Annotated in this window: 16 protein-coding genes; 3 read left to right on the forward strand and 13 right to left on the reverse strand. The window is 42.1% G+C overall.

Annotated features, from left to right (window positions below):
- Positions 1 to 59: 59 nt before the first annotated feature.
- Positions 60 to 2,420, reverse strand: a complete 2,361-nt coding sequence (locus H6G86_RS32085) for a PhoX family protein (RefSeq protein ID WP_190937709.1) — start codon at positions 2,418 to 2,420, stop codon at positions 60 to 62.
- A gap of 248 nt (positions 2,421 to 2,668) precedes the next feature.
- Entirely contained in the window at positions 2,669 to 2,818 is a 150-nt protein-coding gene (locus tag H6G86_RS32090) for a hypothetical protein (RefSeq protein WP_190937710.1), read from the reverse strand.
- Positions 2,819 to 2,893: 75 nt separating this feature from the next.
- On the opposite strand from H6G86_RS32090, the gene H6G86_RS32095 reads away from it, so the two are divergent.
- Entirely contained in the window at positions 2,894 to 3,847 is a 954-nt protein-coding gene (locus H6G86_RS32095) for a glycosyltransferase family 2 protein (RefSeq protein ID WP_190937711.1), read from the forward strand.
- A gap of 36 nt (positions 3,848 to 3,883) precedes the next feature.
- Here the strand turns inward: H6G86_RS32095 and recG are convergent, their stop codons facing one another.
- From recG to H6G86_RS32130, 7 genes are all read right to left on the reverse strand, one after another.
- Positions 3,884 to 6,406 carry an ATP-dependent DNA helicase RecG gene (gene recG, locus H6G86_RS32100; RefSeq protein WP_190937712.1) on the reverse strand — a complete coding sequence of 841 codons (2,523 nt, stop codon included), beginning with the start codon at positions 6,404 to 6,406 and terminating at the stop codon, positions 3,884 to 3,886.
- 60 nt (positions 6,407 to 6,466) lie between these two features.
- On the reverse strand, positions 6,467 to 7,339 hold the full coding sequence (locus H6G86_RS32105; protein WP_190937713.1) for a hypothetical protein: 873 nt from the start codon (positions 7,337 to 7,339) through the stop codon (positions 6,467 to 6,469).
- Positions 7,340 to 7,635: 296 nt separating this feature from the next.
- A complete protein-coding gene (gene tsf / locus H6G86_RS32110; RefSeq protein ID WP_190937714.1) occupies positions 7,636 to 8,580 on the reverse strand; it encodes a translation elongation factor Ts in 945 nt (314 codons plus the stop codon).
- Between the two features lie 225 nt (positions 8,581 to 8,805).
- Positions 8,806 to 9,600 (reverse strand): 30S ribosomal protein S2, encoded by a 795-nt coding sequence (rpsB, locus tag H6G86_RS32115; RefSeq protein WP_190937715.1) that lies wholly within the window; start codon positions 9,598 to 9,600, stop codon positions 8,806 to 8,808.
- A 233-nt stretch (positions 9,601 to 9,833) separates the two neighbouring features.
- Positions 9,834 to 9,998: a hypothetical protein gene (locus H6G86_RS32120; RefSeq protein WP_179073221.1), complete on the reverse strand. Its 165-nt coding sequence runs from the start codon at positions 9,996 to 9,998 to the stop codon at positions 9,834 to 9,836.
- A gap of 400 nt (positions 9,999 to 10,398) precedes the next feature.
- Positions 10,399 to 11,118: a Uma2 family endonuclease gene (locus H6G86_RS32125; RefSeq protein ID WP_190937716.1), complete on the reverse strand. Its 720-nt coding sequence runs from the start codon at positions 11,116 to 11,118 to the stop codon at positions 10,399 to 10,401.
- A 50-nt stretch (positions 11,119 to 11,168) separates the two neighbouring features.
- A complete protein-coding gene (locus H6G86_RS32130; RefSeq protein WP_190937717.1) occupies positions 11,169 to 11,966 on the reverse strand; it encodes an HAD family hydrolase in 798 nt (265 codons plus the stop codon).
- Between the two features lie 104 nt (positions 11,967 to 12,070).
- Between H6G86_RS32130 and H6G86_RS32135 the strand changes: the two genes are divergently transcribed.
- Complete coding sequence (locus H6G86_RS32135) at positions 12,071 to 12,886, forward strand: hypothetical protein (protein ID WP_190937721.1); 816 nt, start codon at positions 12,071 to 12,073, stop codon at positions 12,884 to 12,886.
- A gap of 56 nt (positions 12,887 to 12,942) precedes the next feature.
- Here the strand turns inward: H6G86_RS32135 and H6G86_RS32140 are convergent, their stop codons facing one another.
- The 4 genes from H6G86_RS32140 to H6G86_RS32155 form a co-directional block, all read right to left on the reverse strand.
- A complete protein-coding gene (locus tag H6G86_RS32140; protein ID WP_012411823.1) occupies positions 12,943 to 13,647 on the reverse strand; it encodes a DevA family ABC transporter ATP-binding protein in 705 nt (234 codons plus the stop codon).
- Positions 13,648 to 13,749: 102 nt separating this feature from the next.
- Positions 13,750 to 14,904, reverse strand: coding sequence for an ABC transporter permease DevC (gene devC, locus H6G86_RS32145; protein WP_163934253.1), 1,155 nt, complete (start codon positions 14,902 to 14,904; stop codon positions 13,750 to 13,752).
- Positions 14,905 to 15,153: 249 nt separating this feature from the next.
- Positions 15,154 to 16,578: an HlyD family efflux transporter periplasmic adaptor subunit gene (locus H6G86_RS32150; RefSeq protein ID WP_190937718.1), complete on the reverse strand. Its 1,425-nt coding sequence runs from the start codon at positions 16,576 to 16,578 to the stop codon at positions 15,154 to 15,156.
- Between the two features lie 1,008 nt (positions 16,579 to 17,586).
- Positions 17,587 to 18,324: a phycocyanobilin:ferredoxin oxidoreductase gene (locus H6G86_RS32155; RefSeq protein WP_190937719.1), complete on the reverse strand. Its 738-nt coding sequence runs from the start codon at positions 18,322 to 18,324 to the stop codon at positions 17,587 to 17,589.
- A gap of 201 nt (positions 18,325 to 18,525) precedes the next feature.
- Between H6G86_RS32155 and H6G86_RS32160 the strand changes: the two genes are divergently transcribed.
- Positions 18,526 to 18,735, forward strand: a complete 210-nt coding sequence (locus H6G86_RS32160; protein WP_190937720.1) for a hypothetical protein — start codon at positions 18,526 to 18,528, stop codon at positions 18,733 to 18,735.
- The last annotated feature ends 175 nt before the right edge of the window (positions 18,736 to 18,910 follow it).

Below are 18,910 nucleotides of genomic sequence, written 5' to 3' on the forward strand. Positions count from 1 at the left end.
GGCGCTACCTTGCAAATCAATGTAGAGACGTTATTTATAACGTCTCTACATTCGCAAGCCTAAGTAAAATTACCAGTAGGATTCTTACGTTTAATGCCAATTACAGATGGTTTAGGAAAGCTTCTAGGTTGACCTTTACCACCGTCAGCAGTTGGGATGTTACTTGGCCAACTACTACCACGAGGCACAGTCCGAGCCTGATTGAATGTAACACCACTCAAATCCAGTAATTCAATATCACGACTCAGAATTGTGCCATCGTTAATTGGGCTATCTTCGCCAGGATGCTGGACGGAAATAATCAGTGTATCTCCCACAAAAGTTGGCCCGGTCATCTCACAACGCACTGGGCCATGAGCAAACGGTATTACCTCTCCTGCATTAGCACCAGTAGTAGGAATGTAGAATAGCCAGTTATTACCGAAAACTCCTGTGAAGTTAGAAACATTACCACTGGCAGCGTGGTCGATGGTAGTTATAGTACCAGCAGCACCAACATTAAAACCATTGTGAGTGGTGGTAGACATATCTGTCACACCCCAAATATTTGCCTTATTGTCGAACACTAGGTTATCTACATTGGCAAAACCAGCACCAGAAACTGACCCAGCTTCTCCACCCTGAGCAAATCTCTGCCAACGGAAGGTTAGACCTGTCCCATCAGCACTATCTTCAATAATTTTGTACAATCCCCCCGATTGCTGCGTTGCGTTGACATTTTTACTCAACTTAGCAACTTGGAAAATGCGTGAATCTGGATAACCGTCGCTTCCCGGCGCACCATCTGTATAAGCAATGAAGACTTCTTTGGTAGCCGGATGCACTTCTATATCTTCTGGACGTGCTGTGGGAGTTCCGCCAGCCAAATTCGCTGCTAAGAAAGCATCAACGAGAATAGCACCTTGGGAAGTGTAGAAGTCAGATAGCTTCTTACCTTGATAACCAGGTAGTCTATCAGCTTCATTGGTGCGATCGACTGCGAGGGAACCACCATCTGTAGTTTGACCTGCAATACCATTGCGTTTTGGTAGGGGTAAAAGACCATTTCTTTGAGCTGAACCCAAAGCAGCAAATTCTACAGAAGAAATTATCGATGGCGGAATGGGATTGGTGGGAGTAGTTAAACGTAACGGTATCCATTGACCCGTACCATTTGGATTGTAGCGGGCGACATACAATGTACCACTTTCCCACAAACAGCTGTTGGCTTTACTGCTTGGGGAAGAAATAATACCTGCACTGACAAATTTCCAGGTGTGCCCCCCGCGTCTGTCATCACCCATGTAGGCGATTAATGGTTTCTTAGCTTCAGCACGGATGGCAACATTTTCATGGCGGAAACGACCCAACGAAGTATGTTTGCGAGGGCGGAAATTCGGATTAACAGGATCAATTTCGACAATCCAACCGTATTTTTCACCAACTAAACCGAAGGTCTTACCAGTGGTGCCGTCGATGTAACCTGTTTGAGTACCATTAGGGGTAACTGGTTCTGTGACACCAACAAAAGCTCCTACACTTCCTTGAAAATTTTCTTCAGCACTTAAAATAGTTCCCCAAGGAGTTGTACCGCCAGAGCAGTTATAGCCAGTGCCAATAATTTTATTACCTAGTCCATCGGAAGAGAGATTAAATACTTGGGTTGCAGCTGGGCCAGTTCCTATGAGGTAGTTTTGATCGCCTTTCTGGTGGCTACGATTTCCCCAAGAAGTGACATTTTTATATTCATCACTCCTTTGGCTATTAATTCCCAACCCAGAAAGACCATGAAGGCGGCGATTTCTGGCATCACCTTTAACCACAGCATAACGGTTACTGCGGTTACGTTGGGAGATGCGGACAATAGATCCGCCTAAGTTATATAAAACTTCGCCGTCAAATTCAAGACTTCTGGTGGAAGGTAAGACCCACCCAATCACCGATTCAAAGGTGGTAGGAAATCCTTTAACATCAGTAGGAGCTTCTGGTGCTAGATCAGAAAAAGGAAAACTCACGTATTCGTGATTGACCCACAAATAGCCGACATCGTTGGTTCTGCCGAGAGGAATAAAACCTGTATAATCGTTGTTGTAACCGAAATAATCATCCTTGTTGGGAAAGACGCGATCGCCCCAGCTGATAATTACATAACGTTCATACTCTGGTGGCACTACAACATCATCAACTACGTTGTAGCTGTTTAAATTCGCATTTGCAGATGGATTGATTAACTGTCCTTGACCAATTGCAGTTGGTAAAAAACTTTTTTGCTGTTTATAAATCGGTAAGGGATGGGGTAAGCGCACTGGCGTAAAGCTTAGTGGCCTGTTATTTGCTCCTGCAATTTTAGAAACACCATCTAGAATTGTGTCTCCTAAGACAGCAGCACCAGCACTGCCAGCAAAAAATACTAAAATTTGTCTGCGACTTAATTTAGACATCAAACTCTCCTCTGTTGTGACATAAAAAATTTAGTAGAGGCAAATCTTGATTACTGACAGAAAAAGCCATCAATTATTTACGTGAAATGCCACAGATTTTGAATAGTAAGTAACCTGTTATTAACAAAAGGTTGTTTGCTATTTAGGTTACATAACTAGACAAAAAATTTTAAGTTTGTCATATAATCTAATGAGCAAAAATTAACATTAGGTTATATCTTGATTAATGGAGATTTATCAAACAAAATTCAGGAGTCAGGAGTCAGAATAATGCCTCCGGCACGCTCCGCGAACAGAATGAATTCTGCCTTGTTAAATAAACTTACTTTGATAATTTTCGGGCGGATACCAATTACAGATGGTCGGGGAATACGTATAAAAATTATTTCCTTTGACATTTTCTTAACCAGAATCAGCTAAGGAACAGTGTCAGCGCCTCATCTGTCCTATCCTGGAGATGGATAAATAATGTTGTGGGTGAGACTGTGTTTTTCAGCGTTGTGATACCGACTTATAATCGCCAACCGATCTTAGAAAAGTGCCTCCGCGCCTTGGAGGTGCAAGAGTTAAGCCAGCCAAGTTCGGTTACTAATTACGAGATTGTCTTGGTGGATGATGGTTCTACTGATGGCACATTGGAGTGGTTGGCAGAACACAAAGAAGAGTTTCGCCATGTGCGATGGTTTCAGCAAGATCATGCTGGCCCAGCTGCGGCTCGGAATTTGGGAGTAAAAGAGGCGCTGGGAGACACAATTATCTTTATTGATAGTGATTTAGTAGTGCTGAATAATTTCTTGCAAGCTCATGCTGACGCACTAGTGCAGGGGAAAGAGAAATTGGGGAGCGATCACTTTTTTACTTACGGTGCAGTTATTAATACTTGTAATTTCAATAATCCAACGGCTGAACCCTACAAAGTCACAGATTTTTCAGCAGCTTTTTTTGCTACGGGAAATGTAGCAATCCCTAAACATTGGTTAGACAAAGCGGGACTTTTTGATACTAGTTTTCAACTCTATGGCTGGGAAGATTTAGAATTAGGTGTGCGGCTGAAAAAACTAGGTTTGACACTAATTAAATGTCCAGAAGCTGTAGGATATCACTGGCATCCAGCATTTAAATTAGAGCAAATTCCTCGATTAATTGATCAAGAAATTCAACGCGGACGGATGGGAGTTTTGTTTTATCAAAAGCATCCTACATGGGAAGTGCGAATGATGATTCAAATGACTTGGCTACATCGCTTACTTTGGGGACTTTTGTCCCTCAATGGCGCACTTAATGAACGGACAATGGCTCCATTATTGCAATGGCTAATTAACTTAGGTAAACCTCAATTAGCTTTAGAAATTGCTCGGATTTTCCTCAATTGGTATAACGTGAAGGGTGTCTATGAAGCCTATGCCGAAATGCAACAAGCATTGTGATTACATACCATGAGGCTGGTATTTTATCCGGTCACATTACGTCAAAATCGCTCCACCCATCAACCGCTCATATCGATATTTCAATTCTTCTTTCATTAAATACCAGCGCTCTAGAGTAACATCCATCTCTATTATTTTTTCTGCTGCTTGCCGCGCTAAAAGTAAAACTTCTTCATCTTCAACCAAACTTGCTAAGGTAAAATCTGGCACTCCCGATTGACGAGTTCCCAGTACTTGTCCTGGGCCCCGAAAACGCATATCCATTTCGGAGATGAAAAAGCCATCCTGAGATTGTTCCAACACCTTCAACCGTTGTTGAGCATCAGGACTTCTGGAACTGCTCATCAACAAACAGTAAGATTGAGCCGCGCCACGACCGACACGCCCCCGCAGTTGGTGCAGTTGCGATAAACCAAATCGCTCCGCATTCTCGATGAGCATGACTGTAGCATTAGGTACGTCTACACCAACCTCAACAACGGTAGTAGAAACCAAAACCTGCGTTTGGTTATCACGGAATTTGGTAATAGATTCGTCCTTTTCAGTTGAACTCATACGACCGTGCAGTAATCCCACTTGAAAATCGGGAAAAATGCTTTCTTGTAACTTTTGATGCTCGTCAACAGCCGATCGCAAATCTAATTTTTCTGATTCCTCGACCAAGGGCAAAACCACATAAACTTGTCTACCTTGGGCAATTTCTCGGCGGATCAGGTCGTAAGCATGGTTGCGTTGCTGACCCGATAATACTGTTGTTTGAATCTTTTGTCGTCCTGGTGGTAACTCATCAATTTGGCTGACATCCAAATCCCCGTGTATCGTCAGTGCTAAGGTTCGAGGAATCGGAGTAGCTGTCATAGTTAACACATGGGGTTGTTCGCCTTTTTGTTGCAAACGCGCCCGTTGTTCTACTCCAAAGCGATGCTGTTCATCTATCACCACTAACCCCAGTTGCTGGAAGTTTACAGAGTCTTGAATTAAGGCATGAGTTCCCACTAACAGAGGTAATTCACCAGTTCCTAACTGAGAATGTATTTGTCTTCGTTTAGCAGTTTTAGTAGAGCCTGTCAGTAATTCTACGGGTAAATGCAAGAGATTAAACCAACTAACTAACTTACGATAATGTTGTTCTGCCAAAACTTCTGTGGGAGCCATCAACGCAGCTTGGTAGCCAGATTGAATTGCTGCGAGGATAGCTAGCACAGCGACGACCGTTTTACCCGAACCGACATCACCTTGCACCAAACGATTCATTGGCACGGGTTTTTGTAAGTCGTTGAGAATGTCGTTGAGAACTCGTTGCTGTGCGCCAGTGAGTTTAAAAGGCAGTATTTCGTGGAATTTTTCTACAAGTTGCCCTCGTGGGACAAGAATGGCGCTAGTTTGAATCGCCCTTGCTTGCTGCTGACGTTGCAGTAACCCAAGTTGTAGGTAGAAAAATTCATCAAAAACTAGGCGGCGACGGGCAACTTGTAGAGCGGCGCTATCGCTGGGAAAATGGATATTAGCGATCGCATCTTTCAATTCCATCAAACCATATTTCTGCCGCAAACCACTTGGTAAAGGGTCTTTCAGGTTAGCCGCAGCAGGTAAAGCAGCAATTACCGCCTGTCGGACTGTATTCGCCACCACGCCTTCAGTCAATCCATAAATTGGCACTACTCGCCCAATATTCAACGACTCAATCGAATCTCCTGGATTTGCCAAAACCTCTAGTTCTGGATTATCAAGCGTCAAGCCGTATTTACTTTCTTTCACCAACCCACACGCGGCTAAAATACTACCCACTGGATAACGACGTTTTAAACTTTCTTGCCAAGCGCGACTACTAAAACGTGTACCTGCGTAAAAACGACCAATTTTGATTTGACCGCTATTATCTTTTACGACCAGTTCTAAAATTGATAATTTCTGATTTTTAGGGCTACTAAAGCAGTTACAACGCTTTACTGTAGCCACTATTGTCACCGTCTCACCTGCCTGTAACTCGCGGATATTCACCTGACGTGCATAATCAATGTGGTCACGAGGATAATAGAAAAGCAAGTCGCGGACGGTGTGTAAACCAAGCCGTGCCAAATTATCAGCTTTTTTGAAACCTATTTCTGGTAAATCACTGAGTTTTTGGTCAATTTTCGGTGCAAGCCTCCGACTCACCTCACTAACAATGGGAGATTTTGGGTCGCGCCTTTGGTGCACTGGAAGCGCAACTTGAATTTTTAATTGATTAATTCTCCCCTGCTCCCCTGCTCCCCTGCTCCCCTGCTTCCGGTCTTCCCCCTGTTCATCTTGCTGTAGTTGTGATAGGTATCTACGAGTTTCTGCTACTAAATGTTGTCTTTCTTCCAGCGCTAGATGTGGATAACTAGCAAATTGCACTGCTAGTCCTTGCCAACGGCGGCGTTCAGTTTGAGGTAAGCCTGTTGGGAATTTGCCCAAAGTCAGGCTTAAAAATTCACTGAAGCGATATTCTCTGCCCACCAAGTCTGTAAAGCCCCGTTCGGCCTCTATTGCCAAGGCTTTGTGCAATCGTATCCAATCTGGTTTTTCATTAGTCATTGGTCATTAGTCATTAGTCATTAGTCATTGGTCATTGGTCATTTGACTCTGGACAAATGACTAATCTTCAAACCAACTAGCACGCCATGCAGCTTCAGCTTCAGCGATCGATCTTTCTCGATGTTTCTTTTGATACTCTCGTCCTAGCTTGTTTAGCTGAACTAAAATACTGCGGATTTGCCTGCGTTCAGAGGAGAGTGCCACATCAGCAAATTCAATTTCTCCTAGCCGCAGGTTAATAGCCATAATTTGCGTCAGCCCAGAATCTTGTGACTGCTGCTCATTTTCAATTTCAATTACTAAGTTTAATAAGTTGGGTGGCCCTGGCATGACCTCAGCCGATGCTTCTGATGCAGCCGCAGCCGCTGCTGCTAAAATCGGTTCTGGTAATTTTTTAGGTAATACTCCAGATTTTTGTATTAAAACATTAGCATCATGCGAAAGTTTTTTCAGTATATCTTGCGTTACTTCTTCTAAGTTCTGTTGCCATTTTACTAGTTCTATAGGATTAGAGGTGTCGGCGGTGAGAGACTGAGAATTCGAGGTGTCCAGAAGTTCAGAAGATGTTACTTCCTTATTCTCCTCATCTTCATCTTCTTCATCATTCTCCTCATCTTCATCTTCTTCATCTTCTTTATCTAACCCAACTTCCTGACTTTTAATAGAAGTGAGCAATTGTTCGGCTGCCACTTGCCCCAACTTGCGGATAGCTTGTTGCAATTGCTGGCGCTGATTCAATGACAAATGCAGAAAGTTTTCGGGATATCCCTGTGTACAAAGGTGATAGCTCGCCAGGATCAACTGTTTTCGTACAGCTAGCCCCAAGGTGTTTAGATAACTAGCATAAGCAGTTTGTAGTTCTACTGCGATCGCCCGAATCGCTTCTTTTAATGCTGCAATATCCCGTTCAATTCGCTCGATTGCTCTTGCCATATCTTTTCGTTCTTGTCCATGTGAACTCTTACATAGTACAAATGTACGAATTTATTTTATAATAACTTCCCAAAGATTTTTAAATTTTAAATTAAATGCGATATTTCGCGTCTCTACTAAAAAAACACAGGTCAGGCTATTTGCTTGACCTGTTTGGTAAAGAGTCATTTGTCTTTTGTCATTTGTGAATGACCCTTCGGGTTCACCAGTTGCTCATGGGGTAAACCCCCTTGGCGCTAGCCTCTCCCTTTGGGAGAAGACCGCACTGGCTCACCGATGACCAATGACCAATAATATTATTTACCGCCCATTTGTGCAGCGACTTCATCAGCAAAGCTAATTTCTTGCTTCTCAATGCCTTCGCCCAATATATAGCGGACAAAGCGAGTCACTTGAATATCTTCGCCTAATTGCGCCTTTGATTGCTTAAAAAGGTCTTCCACGGAAATACTCTGATCGCGGATGTAAGGCTGATCGATCAAAGTCAATTCTTTCAGGCGTTTTTCAATTCGTCCCTGAACAATCTTTTCTTTGATATTCTCTGGCTTGTTTGCCAAATCATCCTTGCCCATTTCAATGTCTTTTTCTTTTTGGGCAACTTCGGTGGGGATTTGGTCTACGCTTACATACTCGACATTTGGACAAGCCGCAACTTGCATTGCAGTGTTCCGTGCCAAGCTTTGAAATTCTGAGTTAGCAGCCACTGACTCAGTTTGGGAACCCAGTTCTACTAATACACCAACTCGACCGCCAGTGTGAATGTAGCTGTCTACTACGCCTTGTGTGCCTTCTGCTATTGCAAAATTAACAAAGCGGCGCACTTGGATGTTTTCACCAAGGGTGGCAATAGTTTGCTTGATGGATTCTTCTACAGTCGCACTTTCATTCTCAATATAGGGTTGAGCCAGCAAAGACTCAACACTATCAGCTGTCGCTGCTTGCTTTGCCAGGTTCTTAACTAAAGCTTTGAAAGCCTCGTTACGAGCAACAAAGTCGGTTTGGCAGTTGACTTCGATGAGTACACCCACTCGGCCACCTGGCTGAATGTAAGTGTCTACTAGACCTTCTGCCGCAATGCGATCGCTTTTTGCCCCCGCTTTAGAGATGCCCTTTTTCCGTAGCCAGTCTGCGGCTTCTTCTACGTTGCCTTCAGTCTCTATCAGCGCCTTTTTGCAGTCCATCATGCCGGCACCAGTTTTTTGGCGTAGCTCTTGGACGAGTTTTGCAGATATTTCCGCCATTTTGCCTCAATTCCTAACTTGACCTCGAGTTGTAATCACTCACCTAATTTAATGCTGAGTGCTGAGTTTTGAGTGTTCAGTCATCAATTTTATTCTTCATTGACAAATCACAACTTAACAACTTCAAAAATCAAGACTCAGCACTATCAAATTTGCTGAGTCTTTCTATCTTACTCAGCACGGGCTAAACCTTAGCTATCCGCTAACAGCACTCTTAACCCAGCACTATTCTTCTGTTTCTTCTTCTGGAATTACGGCATCAGTATATTCGGTTTCTTCGTAGTCATCGTCATACTCACTACCGTCGTAATCTTCGTAATCATCTTCAGTATCTAGCTGACCGTGACGACCTTCATAAATGGCATCTGCCAATTTTCCGACTATCAGTTTAATTGATCTGATAGCATCGTCGTTTGCTGGGATGGGGATATCTACTACATCTGGATCGCAGTTTGTATCCAACATGGACACAATGGGAATATTCAGCTTTTGGCATTCTTGAACTGCGTTATATTCCCGTCGTTGGTCTACGATTACCACGATATCGGGCACTTTCCGCATTGTTTTAATGCCGCCTAAATATTTTTGAAGCTTCGTCATTTCCCGACGTAGCATTGAGGCTTCTTTTTTTGGTAATAAATCTAGTGCGCCAGTTTCTTCACGGCGTTCTAAATCTTTCAAACGGTCAACCCGTGTTTTGATGGTTGCCCAGTTGGTCAACATTCCGCCCAACCAGCGTTGGTTAATGTAGTGGGAACCACAACGGCTAGCTTCTTGGGCGATAATTCCAGCTGCTTGGCGCTTGGTGCCGACAAAAAGAAATTTCTTCCCTTGTTCAGCGTGCGATCGCATGTAATTGTAAGCATTATCCATCAACTGGGCAGTTTGCACCAAGTCGATAATATGCACACCATTGCGGGAAGTATAAATGTAAGGAGACATTTTTGGGTTCCAACGCCGGGTCTGATGCCCAAAGTGAACCCCTGACTCCATCATTTGAGCCAATGAAACTACTGGCATATAAATTCTTAACTCCTATTCGGGTTAAACCTCCATCCAAGTGCATTTCCCAACCTGGGAAACACCCGAATTCTCAGATGTGCGAGATTAGTTAACCATACTAGGTTAGCACATTCGCTAGAGTGTTTGGTCAGGGCGATAAAAAGCGCTGCCCACTCAACAATAGGAAGCGCTATGCTTTTATTGAACTCAGAAATTACCAATTAGTTAAACTAGCCCAAAAAACCTATCTACTAGCGTTCTTCCTCATCCTTGGGCTTGGGTTTTTGTCGTCTTTGTTCTACCTGCTCGTCGATAGTTTCTCTCATTTTGCGATCGGCAGCGTCCATCGCAGAATACTTAAAACGGTTGATTATGCCACTGAAGAAGTTGCTAAAGAATCTTTCAATTTCTTGCATAATTTAATACCTCGGTATTTAAAGGTAAATTCTTGACTTTACATTGGTCTTGGACTTTCTATTGGAAGTTGTAAATAAAACGCTAATCTCTGAAAATGACTGTATAAAACAGTTTCCTCAATCAAATCAGTACTGTTGAGATTTCTGAGATTGAAACGTGGTACACCCCATATATTGTATTCTGTCTAAGGTAATAAATATAGCAAAGACATAGGTAACAAATTGTTTACTTGGGATTGGGCTGAGATAGAAGCAAAACCTGGTAGATGATCTCGAACGGCTTAATTTTCTGTTGTAAATTAATGGGTGAAAAATTCAGATATAGCAAATTACCAAACCCAGACAGGGTAAAGTTTTTCAAACCGTCTTGCAGTAAATTACACGTATCTTAGTTTCATTGTTACTGAATAGTATCAGGATCTACATTGAGCGATCGCAATTTAGCCTTCAACTGTTCTACCTGCAATTCTGCCTGTTCTGCTCGTTGACGTTCCTGTTCTACCAGTTCTTCTGCTTGCTGTCTTGCTAAAACTTCCTGTCGTAAAGCTTCTGCCAGTTCATTTGGAATCAGTAATTTTTCCCCTGTATCCTCTCGATAAAACCCAATTAGCCTTCCCTCAACCACCAAGCGTAGTTGTAACGGTTCACTGCGTCCATCCTCTATAGGTTCGTAGATTTCTCCCCGCAAGCGATAGCCGCGTAGCTGTTGTTCCACCCATTCACCTTTAGGGTCAAATAGCCAGTATTCCTTGACACCTAACTGCTCATAAAGGGTCTTTTTGAAGATTTCGTCTTGTCCCTTAGTCCCAAAGGATGTCATCTCAAAAATAATTGTGGGTACTTGACCCTCTTCCCAGATTTTATAGTTGTCTCGACCACCGGGTGTAACATCAAAAATCACCATTACATCTGGGGCTACCCGCAACTTGGGAAAACCTTGTGCATAGTAAAGAAATTGATTTCCTAATACTGTTGCCTGACTATTTGCCAAATACTGTTTCAGGACTTCTAAGGTAGTTAGTAAGGCATAAAGGTGATCGTAGGTTTCTGCCACTGGTTGACCATCAGCACTGGGGTAGAATATTTCTGATTCGACACTAACAGGTAAAGTAGCCGTCATGGTTGTAAAATCAGCGCTACGAGATTATTGTAAAACAACTCTAGTTCTTCCTAACTTGAGATGTGCAAGCTTTTCAAAATATAACTAGATAACTCACAAAAACCTTCACCTTCGGCAGCATTGGTAATATAAGCAGGGTGATATTTCAACTGATTCATATATTCCAAAACGTTTGCCACGCCTACAGAAACAGGAAAATAACGCCGATCAAATAAACTTTCATCATTGGGACTATCGCCAACAGTGACAATTTGTTCTGGCGAGTACTGGGGCAAATATTCGCGCAATACCTGCAACAATCCCAGAGCTTTATCTTGCCCTTGGGGTTTTATGTGACACTGCACGTTGCTATAGGTAAATCCCCAACCCATTTGTTGACAAAGACTATCTAAGGTTTGTAGTTCATCTTGACTCAAACCAGCTACATCAAAAGTCCAGTCAGTGACGCGAAAGCGATTATCAGCAGATTCTTGGATTTGAGGAAATTTAGTTTGTAAATTTTCAAACGTCGTAGCCAAGTGCTGGCGATGTTTGGCTAAATCGAAAATAGGTGTTAATACTACTGGTTTGTGATTCCCCGGTGGAAAGTACAAACCACCATTTTCTGCGATCGCACCTGCCACCGGCATCAGGCTACTCAATCCACTCACCCACCCAGCAGAACGTCCAGTGACAATCAGCACCTTAATGTCAACTGCCGCTAAATCCTCTAAAGCTTGTAGCAGTGGGGTAGTAAATTTTCCTCGTCTAGTTAGCGTGCCATCCATGTCTGTGGCTATCAGACGAATATTGCTAAAGCTTGTAGATGAAACGTCAGACAGAACAGGGACGTTCTGGTGTCTGGACATACGCGGTTTTGTAAAAACTGTTAAAAATATTAATGATACAGCAAGATGGCATTGAAGATTTGGGCATCCTAAACATCAGGAGTCAAGTTTTTCAGTTTCCAACCATGCCCACTTCGATGTATCTTGCCCAAACCCCAGGAAAGCCTAAAAAAGCATCCCAGGAAGTGCCAGCAAGTAATCCTCAAATACCAACGTTATTGTTGGTAACTTCTGGAGGACTGGCTTTAGTGGTGATTGCTTTGATTGTATATAGTAAACTCCAGATGGATAAGCTGGAGAAAAAAATTAAGTTTGAACAATTCCGCGCGCGAGAATTAGAGAAAAAGTTTAAGCTGGCGCTGGAAACGATTCGCAAAATGGAAACTAATCCCGATTTGGTCAACTCACGGGATTTTAACCTAGATTATCTGCGAATGCGGATGTCAGAGGAAGTGTTTCATTTTGCAATCCTTAATCAAGTTAAGATTCAGATCAAAGAAAAAGTTACTCAAGCCCTGCGGCCAAATCAAGCGCAACAAGGATCTGTCGGAATTGCTAATAGCGCTGGACGGCAAGTAGATGAAATTTTTGATGTAGAGTATGAGACTGGTAGCCCAGGGAACTCTGCCAAGCGAGTGCTGTTTCGCATTCAAATACGATTAATGAAGTTACCAACGCAAGCAACTTCTGCAACTATTAGTCAAATTATTGACTGTATAGAAACTTACCTAAGTCCCATAGAAGACGAAGATAGTTGGCAACCAACAATTCAAGGTCGGATTGCTACTATGCATTGGGATCAAAAGGCTAAACCCACGCCTCTGCTGGTTCTGGAGCAATCGAATGAAGGTGTGAATGTGACCTTCCGTACTAGTCGCCAACCAAATGCCCCAACTCCGCCAAACCAACCTGGAATGAAAAAATCAGGCTCGGCTAGATAATAAATTATGGCTGTCATTGGTCATTAGTCATTGGTCATTTACAACTGGACTTTGGATTAAATGGGTGCATTTGAGGAATTACGGGTTAAAAGACCATCTTCCATTTCTACGATGCGATCGGCTATGTCTAAAATGCGGTTGTCGTGTGTCACTAATAAGATGGTGGTTCCCTGATTTTTGGCCAGACTCTGCATTATTTCCACAACATCGCGTCCTGATTGTTTGTCTAATGCTGCTGTTGGTTCGTCTGCTAGCACCAGTGGCGGGCGATTCACTAAGGCGCGAGCGATCGCAATTCTTTGTTTCTGTCCACCAGAAAGATTATCTGGGTAGTAATCAACTCGTTCTTCTAGACCAACAGACCCCAGCATGGCTTTTGATTTAGCCATTGCTTCTGTTTGAGAAATATTATCATTCAACTCTACCGCCATCTGCACATTTTGCTTCGCAGTCAAGAACCCTAGTAAATTGTGAGCTTGAAAAATATAACCAATGTTGCGTCGCATTTGTACCAGTTTGTTTTGACTGACACCAACGAGTTCTTCACCTAAAAATTTTAAACTTCCCTCTTGTACAGACCGCAAACCACCAATTAAGCTCAGTAATGTGGTTTTACCGGAACCTGATGGCCCGGTCATAATTACAATTTCACCAGGATAAATTTCTAGGTTGATATCAAATAATATCTGTTTTCTCAATGCGCCTTTGCCATAGTAATGATTGAGATTCTTAATGGCAATTACAGGTTCTTTTTCTATCATGTTTCTCTTAGCTGTAAGTTGGGTTTTGAAAAATTAAGTTTTCTTAATTCTCAACTATAAGGTCTATTTATTAACTATTAATTTTAATTAATATTAAATTAATTAAAAGATATCTGCTGGATCTGCGGAACGTAATTTTCGGACTGCGATTGCACCGGAAATAATACACATCAGCATAGTCAAAATTAAAACCATTACGGCACGATCAAAACTCATAAAAACTGGTAAAAGTGTTGCATCTCTGGCACTTTGATACATAAATAAAGCAAAAACTATTCCAGGGAAGTATCCTAAAATGGCTAATAGCAAAGCCTCTTGCAGAATTACGGTTAATAAATAGTTTTGTGTATAGCCTATTGCTTTAAGAGTAGCGTACTCAGCTAAGTGATCTGCGACTTCTGTATAAAGGATTTGATAAACAATCACAGTTCCTACAATGAAACCCATAACAGTTCCTAATGTGAAAATAAATCCAATAGCTGTACTGTTTGCCCAATAATTCCGCTCAAAATCAATAAATTCCTGCTTAGTTAAAACATTTACCTCTTTAGGTAAATATTGTCGTAGTTCTTGAGCAACAACTTGAGCATCTGCTCCCGGTTTTAATCTAATCAGCCCAATATCAATTAATCCTTTTTGACGATTACTGAATATTCGTAGAAAGTTAATATCACTTGTAATTAAATTACCATCTGCACCGAATGATGCACCTAATGTAAATAGTCCCTCTACTTTAATGCGCCGCCTTCGTACTTCTGCTGTTACAGTCTTTCCTTGGCTAAAATTAGCAGCAATAGGCCCATACTCTATCCGAGAAGAACGGTCAAATAAAACTACATCAGGGAGTTTAAGTTTATCTAAGTTCTCTTGAACACCAGGTAAGTTAACTATATTAGTTTCTGGGTTCATTCCAAAAATTAGAATACTACGAGGACGGCCTGTTATAGGATTTTTCCAGATTGTAAAGTCCAAATATATAGGATGCACTGATTGTACTGCGGGTAACTCTAAAGCTTTATATAAACGTCTTTGAGAAAAGCTCCTCATCGCCAAAACAGCACTAGATTGACTATTAATTAAGACAATATCGCCTTGCAAGCTGTTATGAAATCGAACGTTACTATAATATAAGGCATCTCGGAAGCCGAGTTGCATAAACATTAAAATATCAGCAAAAGAAATTCCTGCTAAAGCCACAGCTAGGCGAGTTTTTTCCCTTGTCAGTTGTAGCCACGACAGAGGTATTTTTTGATTCATTTTATAGGTATCCAAGCACAGCTATTATTTACAACAGAATTCAGAATTTAGTAGTCAGAAACCAGATGTAGCAAGTTTTAATATCTGGCTTTGAAGTTTAGGCTATCTACCTTACTTAATTACAAAATTCTGTAATTTATCAGGCATTGTTTATAGAATGTTTAAAGTTGATAAAACAGCCTAGCCAAGAACATTTACAATTCAAAGTATCAAATTGAAAATTGAGATTACTGCTCATCCATAACTTAACTAGTTATTAATTTCAACAACAACTTTAGCGTAAGTTAAACCAGAAACTTTTTGGCTATCTTCTGGAGGCAAAGCAATTTTAACTTCTACAACTCTGGCATCCACATCTGCTGCTGGATCTGTATTTAGCACGTCCTTTTTACCAATTTTTCTGCCAATTTCAGTAACAGTTCCCTTCAATTCGCCGCTAAATGCTCCATTATCGCTGCTGATAGTTGCGTTTTGACCAATTTGCACTTTACCAATGCTATCTTCGGCTACTTCAGCAATCACATACATTTGGCTAGTTTGGCCAATTTCAGCAATACCATTTGCACCTATGGCTTCGCCTGACTTGGTGTAAACTTTTAAAATCTCTCCAGCAATTGGTGCTTGAACGTAGCTTAACCTTAGTTGTGCTTCGGCTTTTCTGACATTTGCGATCGCATTACTAACTTGAGCTTGCGCTACTTGCACATCGGTAGGACTAACATCTAAAATTCTGCTTAGTTTGGCCTTTTCTTCCTCAATTTGTCTTTGCAAAGTTGCTAAAGTTTTGTCACGATTAACTTTCGCTTCGATTAGCTGCTGTTGCAATGTTGCTAAATTTTGTATTTGGTTAGCTCTAGCCTCGGCAAGTTGCTGTCGTATGGTTGCTAACGTCTGCTTTAGGGTAGCTTGGCTTTCGGCCACCTGTTGATTAGAAGTTACTGCACTCAAGCGTCTGCGATCGCGCTCTTGCTGAGAAATCGCACCTTCTCGGTATAAAAAATCATAGCGTCCGGCATCGACTTGGGCATTGCGCTGTTCGGCTCGGATACGTGTAAGCGTTGCTTTGAGAGCTTCTCTTTGCCCACTGAGTTCAGCTTCTAAACGATTCACAGTTGCTTGCTGAACAAGTTTATCCCCACTTAACTGAGCTGCAATCCGGGCGATCGTTGCTTGTTGAGCATCCCTTTCCCCAACAAACTGCGCTTGTAGGCGAGCAACAACTGCTCTTTGGGCTTGAATATCTCTTGGAGATCCAGCCCTGACTTGCGCTAAATTCGCACGGGCTTCTTGCACTTTGGCTTTCGCCTCTTCTAGTCCGGCTATTTGGGTATCGCGGTTGTCCAAAATTGCCAAAATTTGGCCTTGCTTTACTTGTTCACCCTCTCTCACCAGAAGTTGCTGAATTCGTGACGATGGCGATAATCCTGATGATGGGGCGGACAATTTAACAACTTCGCCTCGCGGTTCCAAACGCCCTACAGCACTAATGCTATTGGTAGATGGCATTACGGGTACAGATGTAGTGAGTTTTCTCAGCTGCTCGATTTTGGCTGTACCTAGTATCCCAGCCGCGATTACTATTGGTACAGCTACAGCGATACCCCACCAAATCTTAGGTTGTTCTTGATTAAGTGCCTGCTCACTTGGCTTTGGCTTTTCAGTCACCCTTGACATAGTATGTTGCCCGTTTACCTGAATTGTGCTGATGGAAGTAAAAATAAAAGGGTTTTTAATCAACAGCCAGCTGCTTAGGACAAACAACAGTGCTTTAAAGCTGGGTATGGCTTAAAATCCATTGCGTGATGAACGCTCAACACTATGGTTTTGCAAAATGGTGTTTTCTATAGCGATGTCTTAGGACAAGACGCTTTGCTTTGCGTCTACGCTCGTACCCTACGGGTAGCAATACTTGTCGGTTAAGGGGGAAAGGGGAAGGGGGAAGGGGAAAGGGGAAAGAAAAAACCTTTAACCTTTACCCTTTAACCTTTTCCCCAAACCCAATTCCGAGTTAAAAATGCTTTAACCAAGCAGTATTGCTACGGGTAGCCGCTATGCGTCTATGTATGCAATACATTGACCTCACTTCCATTCCTCTTGTCTTTTAGAAGAGAAGAATGGAAGTTTGCTTACTTACTTGGGATTAGGTCTGTATTGAAACCGAGAAGCGCTATAGTAGCTGGCTATTCAATAACTCTGAGTATTATTGAGACATGAGTGCAATGGAAATTAGCAGAATTAACAAGCCTAGATATAGAGACGCGATATATCATGTCTCTACACAAAATCCCAAAATGGTATGATGCGATACTGTACTGCTACATCAACTACGGCTACAGTTGTCACAAAATTGACAAAAATAGACTGTTGCCTTGTTTGGATACAATCTTGCTACAAAAGTTAGTCTTCCTTAAGTGAATGAATGATTAACTAACTAAAAAATATCTATCAACTTGAGCATTCCTAACATCAGAGTTTCCTTAACTTTCTGGTCAATGAGTTAGCTGTCTCTAGTTGCTTGCACCTGCCAAGACAACCAACCATTTTGTGATATTTGCTTCAAAGACCTGACTACTCTCCCTGTTGGCGTTTTGGGACTCCATTAAACTCTCGTTGAATGAATTCTACATTTATCTGTGACGCGAAAACGTAACAGAGCCTACAGATGGGGAGATGGGGGAATGATTAAGTTGGAAGGTCGAATAAAACTGTGGTCATATAATTTTCTGCCCAAACTGGACCAAAAGCTTTTTCTAGTACGCGGCGAGTTTTATCGTTTTTCTGCTGTTTGGTGCAGTAATTTTGTTGTCCAGCGAGATTTTGTGTAACTTGTTCAACTGAAACAGGGTGTGAGGCGATCGCTTGGATACAATGAATGTCTAAAAATTCTCGCACACGCGACAGAAACATTGCTTCTTCTTCTGGGGAACCAGGGCGCACAAAGATGCAAAAATCCGAAAAAATATTTCCCCATTCTGGTAATTCACGGGGTTGGGAAAAGTTAAGCAGTGGTAGCTGTGCCAGTGCAGTAGTATAAGATTCTGGTAAGGTGCGCTCTAATTGGATAGGGGAAAGGTCTGCGATCGCTGCACTAATTTGACCTCTACCCCCAACTAAATCGCAACCAAACATCGGCAGATTGTATTCGGGACGGGGAAACATGACGCAGTGCAAAATATCCAGCATATTTCCGATTTTTGCCAGTTCCAAGTGCATTTTGCGAAACTGGGGCGTTTGATAGCACCGATTTTCAATCGTCAGTTTTTCGCCTTCTAGTCTACCTTCCACATACCCCAACTCATCAGGCAAATGGTAGGGCGATAGATCCAGGTGCTGATGCCAAGCTGCCTCAATACAATCAGCTAGCTGACGAATTAGGGGATGTTGTTGCTCACGCAGCGAGGGCATAGAAGTAAATGACATAAGCTAGTTGGGAATGCGAATCTAATGCCCAGTCTACAACCTGTCGTGCCACACCTGTGTGGTCTGCAATATAAGCAAACAGTTCCACACAGCCAACGTAAAGTTATACGACAGATGCTTTTCACAAAGATTATTTATTTTGTAGTCTAGGTTACAGAAATAATTTTAGATTAGCCAATTTGTGAAGGCTAATAGAAAGCTATGAAACTAGATTCTCGTAGACCAGATTTTGCTGTGCAACCAAGAAGGCAGAATCTGGAGGATTTAAATTGGGTAAAACTTTTGCAACTTCCTAACCCCTTTAGTTTTGACGAAGCACTTTTATTATGTCCGGTTTCAACAGATGAGTGGCTAGTCTGGATTCCAGATCATGGGGAGGCGATACTCAGTATCAAACATTTTTGCTACTAAGTATTTTTTAGGCTTACTATTTGATGTTTGAAAATATACTGGAGCGGCAAGGCTAAAATGTTGCAAAAAAATTGTAGCGACTGTCTTAAAAGTCAAGCGATCGTGAACAAAAAACCGGGACTGTGAACATTGACGCAACAGGGGAACGCTGCGCTAGATTCGGTGGTGGCTGGTA

The organism is Nostoc sp. FACHB-133, assembly GCF_014698055.1.
Classification (GTDB): domain Bacteria; phylum Cyanobacteriota; class Cyanobacteriia; order Cyanobacteriales; family Nostocaceae; genus Nostoc.

Coding starts and splice junctions, on each gene's coding strand:
- H6G86_RS32085 (WP_190937709.1), bottom strand. CDS start 2,420: ATGTCTAAATTAAGTCGCAGACAAATTTTAGTATTTTTTGCTGGCAGT.
- H6G86_RS32090 (WP_190937710.1), bottom strand. CDS start 2,818: ATGTCAAAGGAAATAATTTTTATACGTATTCCCCGACCATCTGTAATT.
- recG (WP_190937712.1), bottom strand. CDS start 6,406: ATGACTAATGAAAAACCAGATTGGATACGATTGCACAAAGCCTTGGCA.
- H6G86_RS32105 (WP_190937713.1), bottom strand. CDS start 7,339: ATGGCAAGAGCAATCGAGCGAATTGAACGGGATATTGCAGCATTAAAA.
- tsf (WP_190937714.1), bottom strand. CDS start 8,580: ATGGCGGAAATATCTGCAAAACTCGTCCAAGAGCTACGCCAAAAAACT.
- rpsB (WP_190937715.1), bottom strand. CDS start 9,600: ATGCCAGTAGTTTCATTGGCTCAAATGATGGAGTCAGGGGTTCACTTT.
- H6G86_RS32120 (WP_179073221.1), bottom strand. CDS start 9,998: ATGCAAGAAATTGAAAGATTCTTTAGCAACTTCTTCAGTGGCATAATC.
- H6G86_RS32125 (WP_190937716.1), bottom strand. CDS start 11,118: ATGACGGCTACTTTACCTGTTAGTGTCGAATCAGAAATATTCTACCCC.
- H6G86_RS32130 (WP_190937717.1), bottom strand. CDS start 11,966: ATGTCCAGACACCAGAACGTCCCTGTTCTGTCTGACGTTTCATCTACA.
- H6G86_RS32135 (WP_190937721.1), top strand. CDS start 12,071: ATGCCCACTTCGATGTATCTTGCCCAAACCCCAGGAAAGCCTAAAAAA.
- H6G86_RS32140 (WP_012411823.1), bottom strand. CDS start 13,647: ATGATAGAAAAAGAACCTGTAATTGCCATTAAGAATCTCAATCATTAC.
- devC (WP_163934253.1), bottom strand. CDS start 14,904: ATGAATCAAAAAATACCTCTGTCGTGGCTACAACTGACAAGGGAAAAA.
- H6G86_RS32150 (WP_190937718.1), bottom strand. CDS start 16,578: ATGTCAAGGGTGACTGAAAAGCCAAAGCCAAGTGAGCAGGCACTTAAT.
- H6G86_RS32155 (WP_190937719.1), bottom strand. CDS start 18,324: ATGTCATTTACTTCTATGCCCTCGCTGCGTGAGCAACAACATCCCCTA.
- H6G86_RS32160 (WP_190937720.1), top strand. CDS start 18,526: ATGAAACTAGATTCTCGTAGACCAGATTTTGCTGTGCAACCAAGAAGG.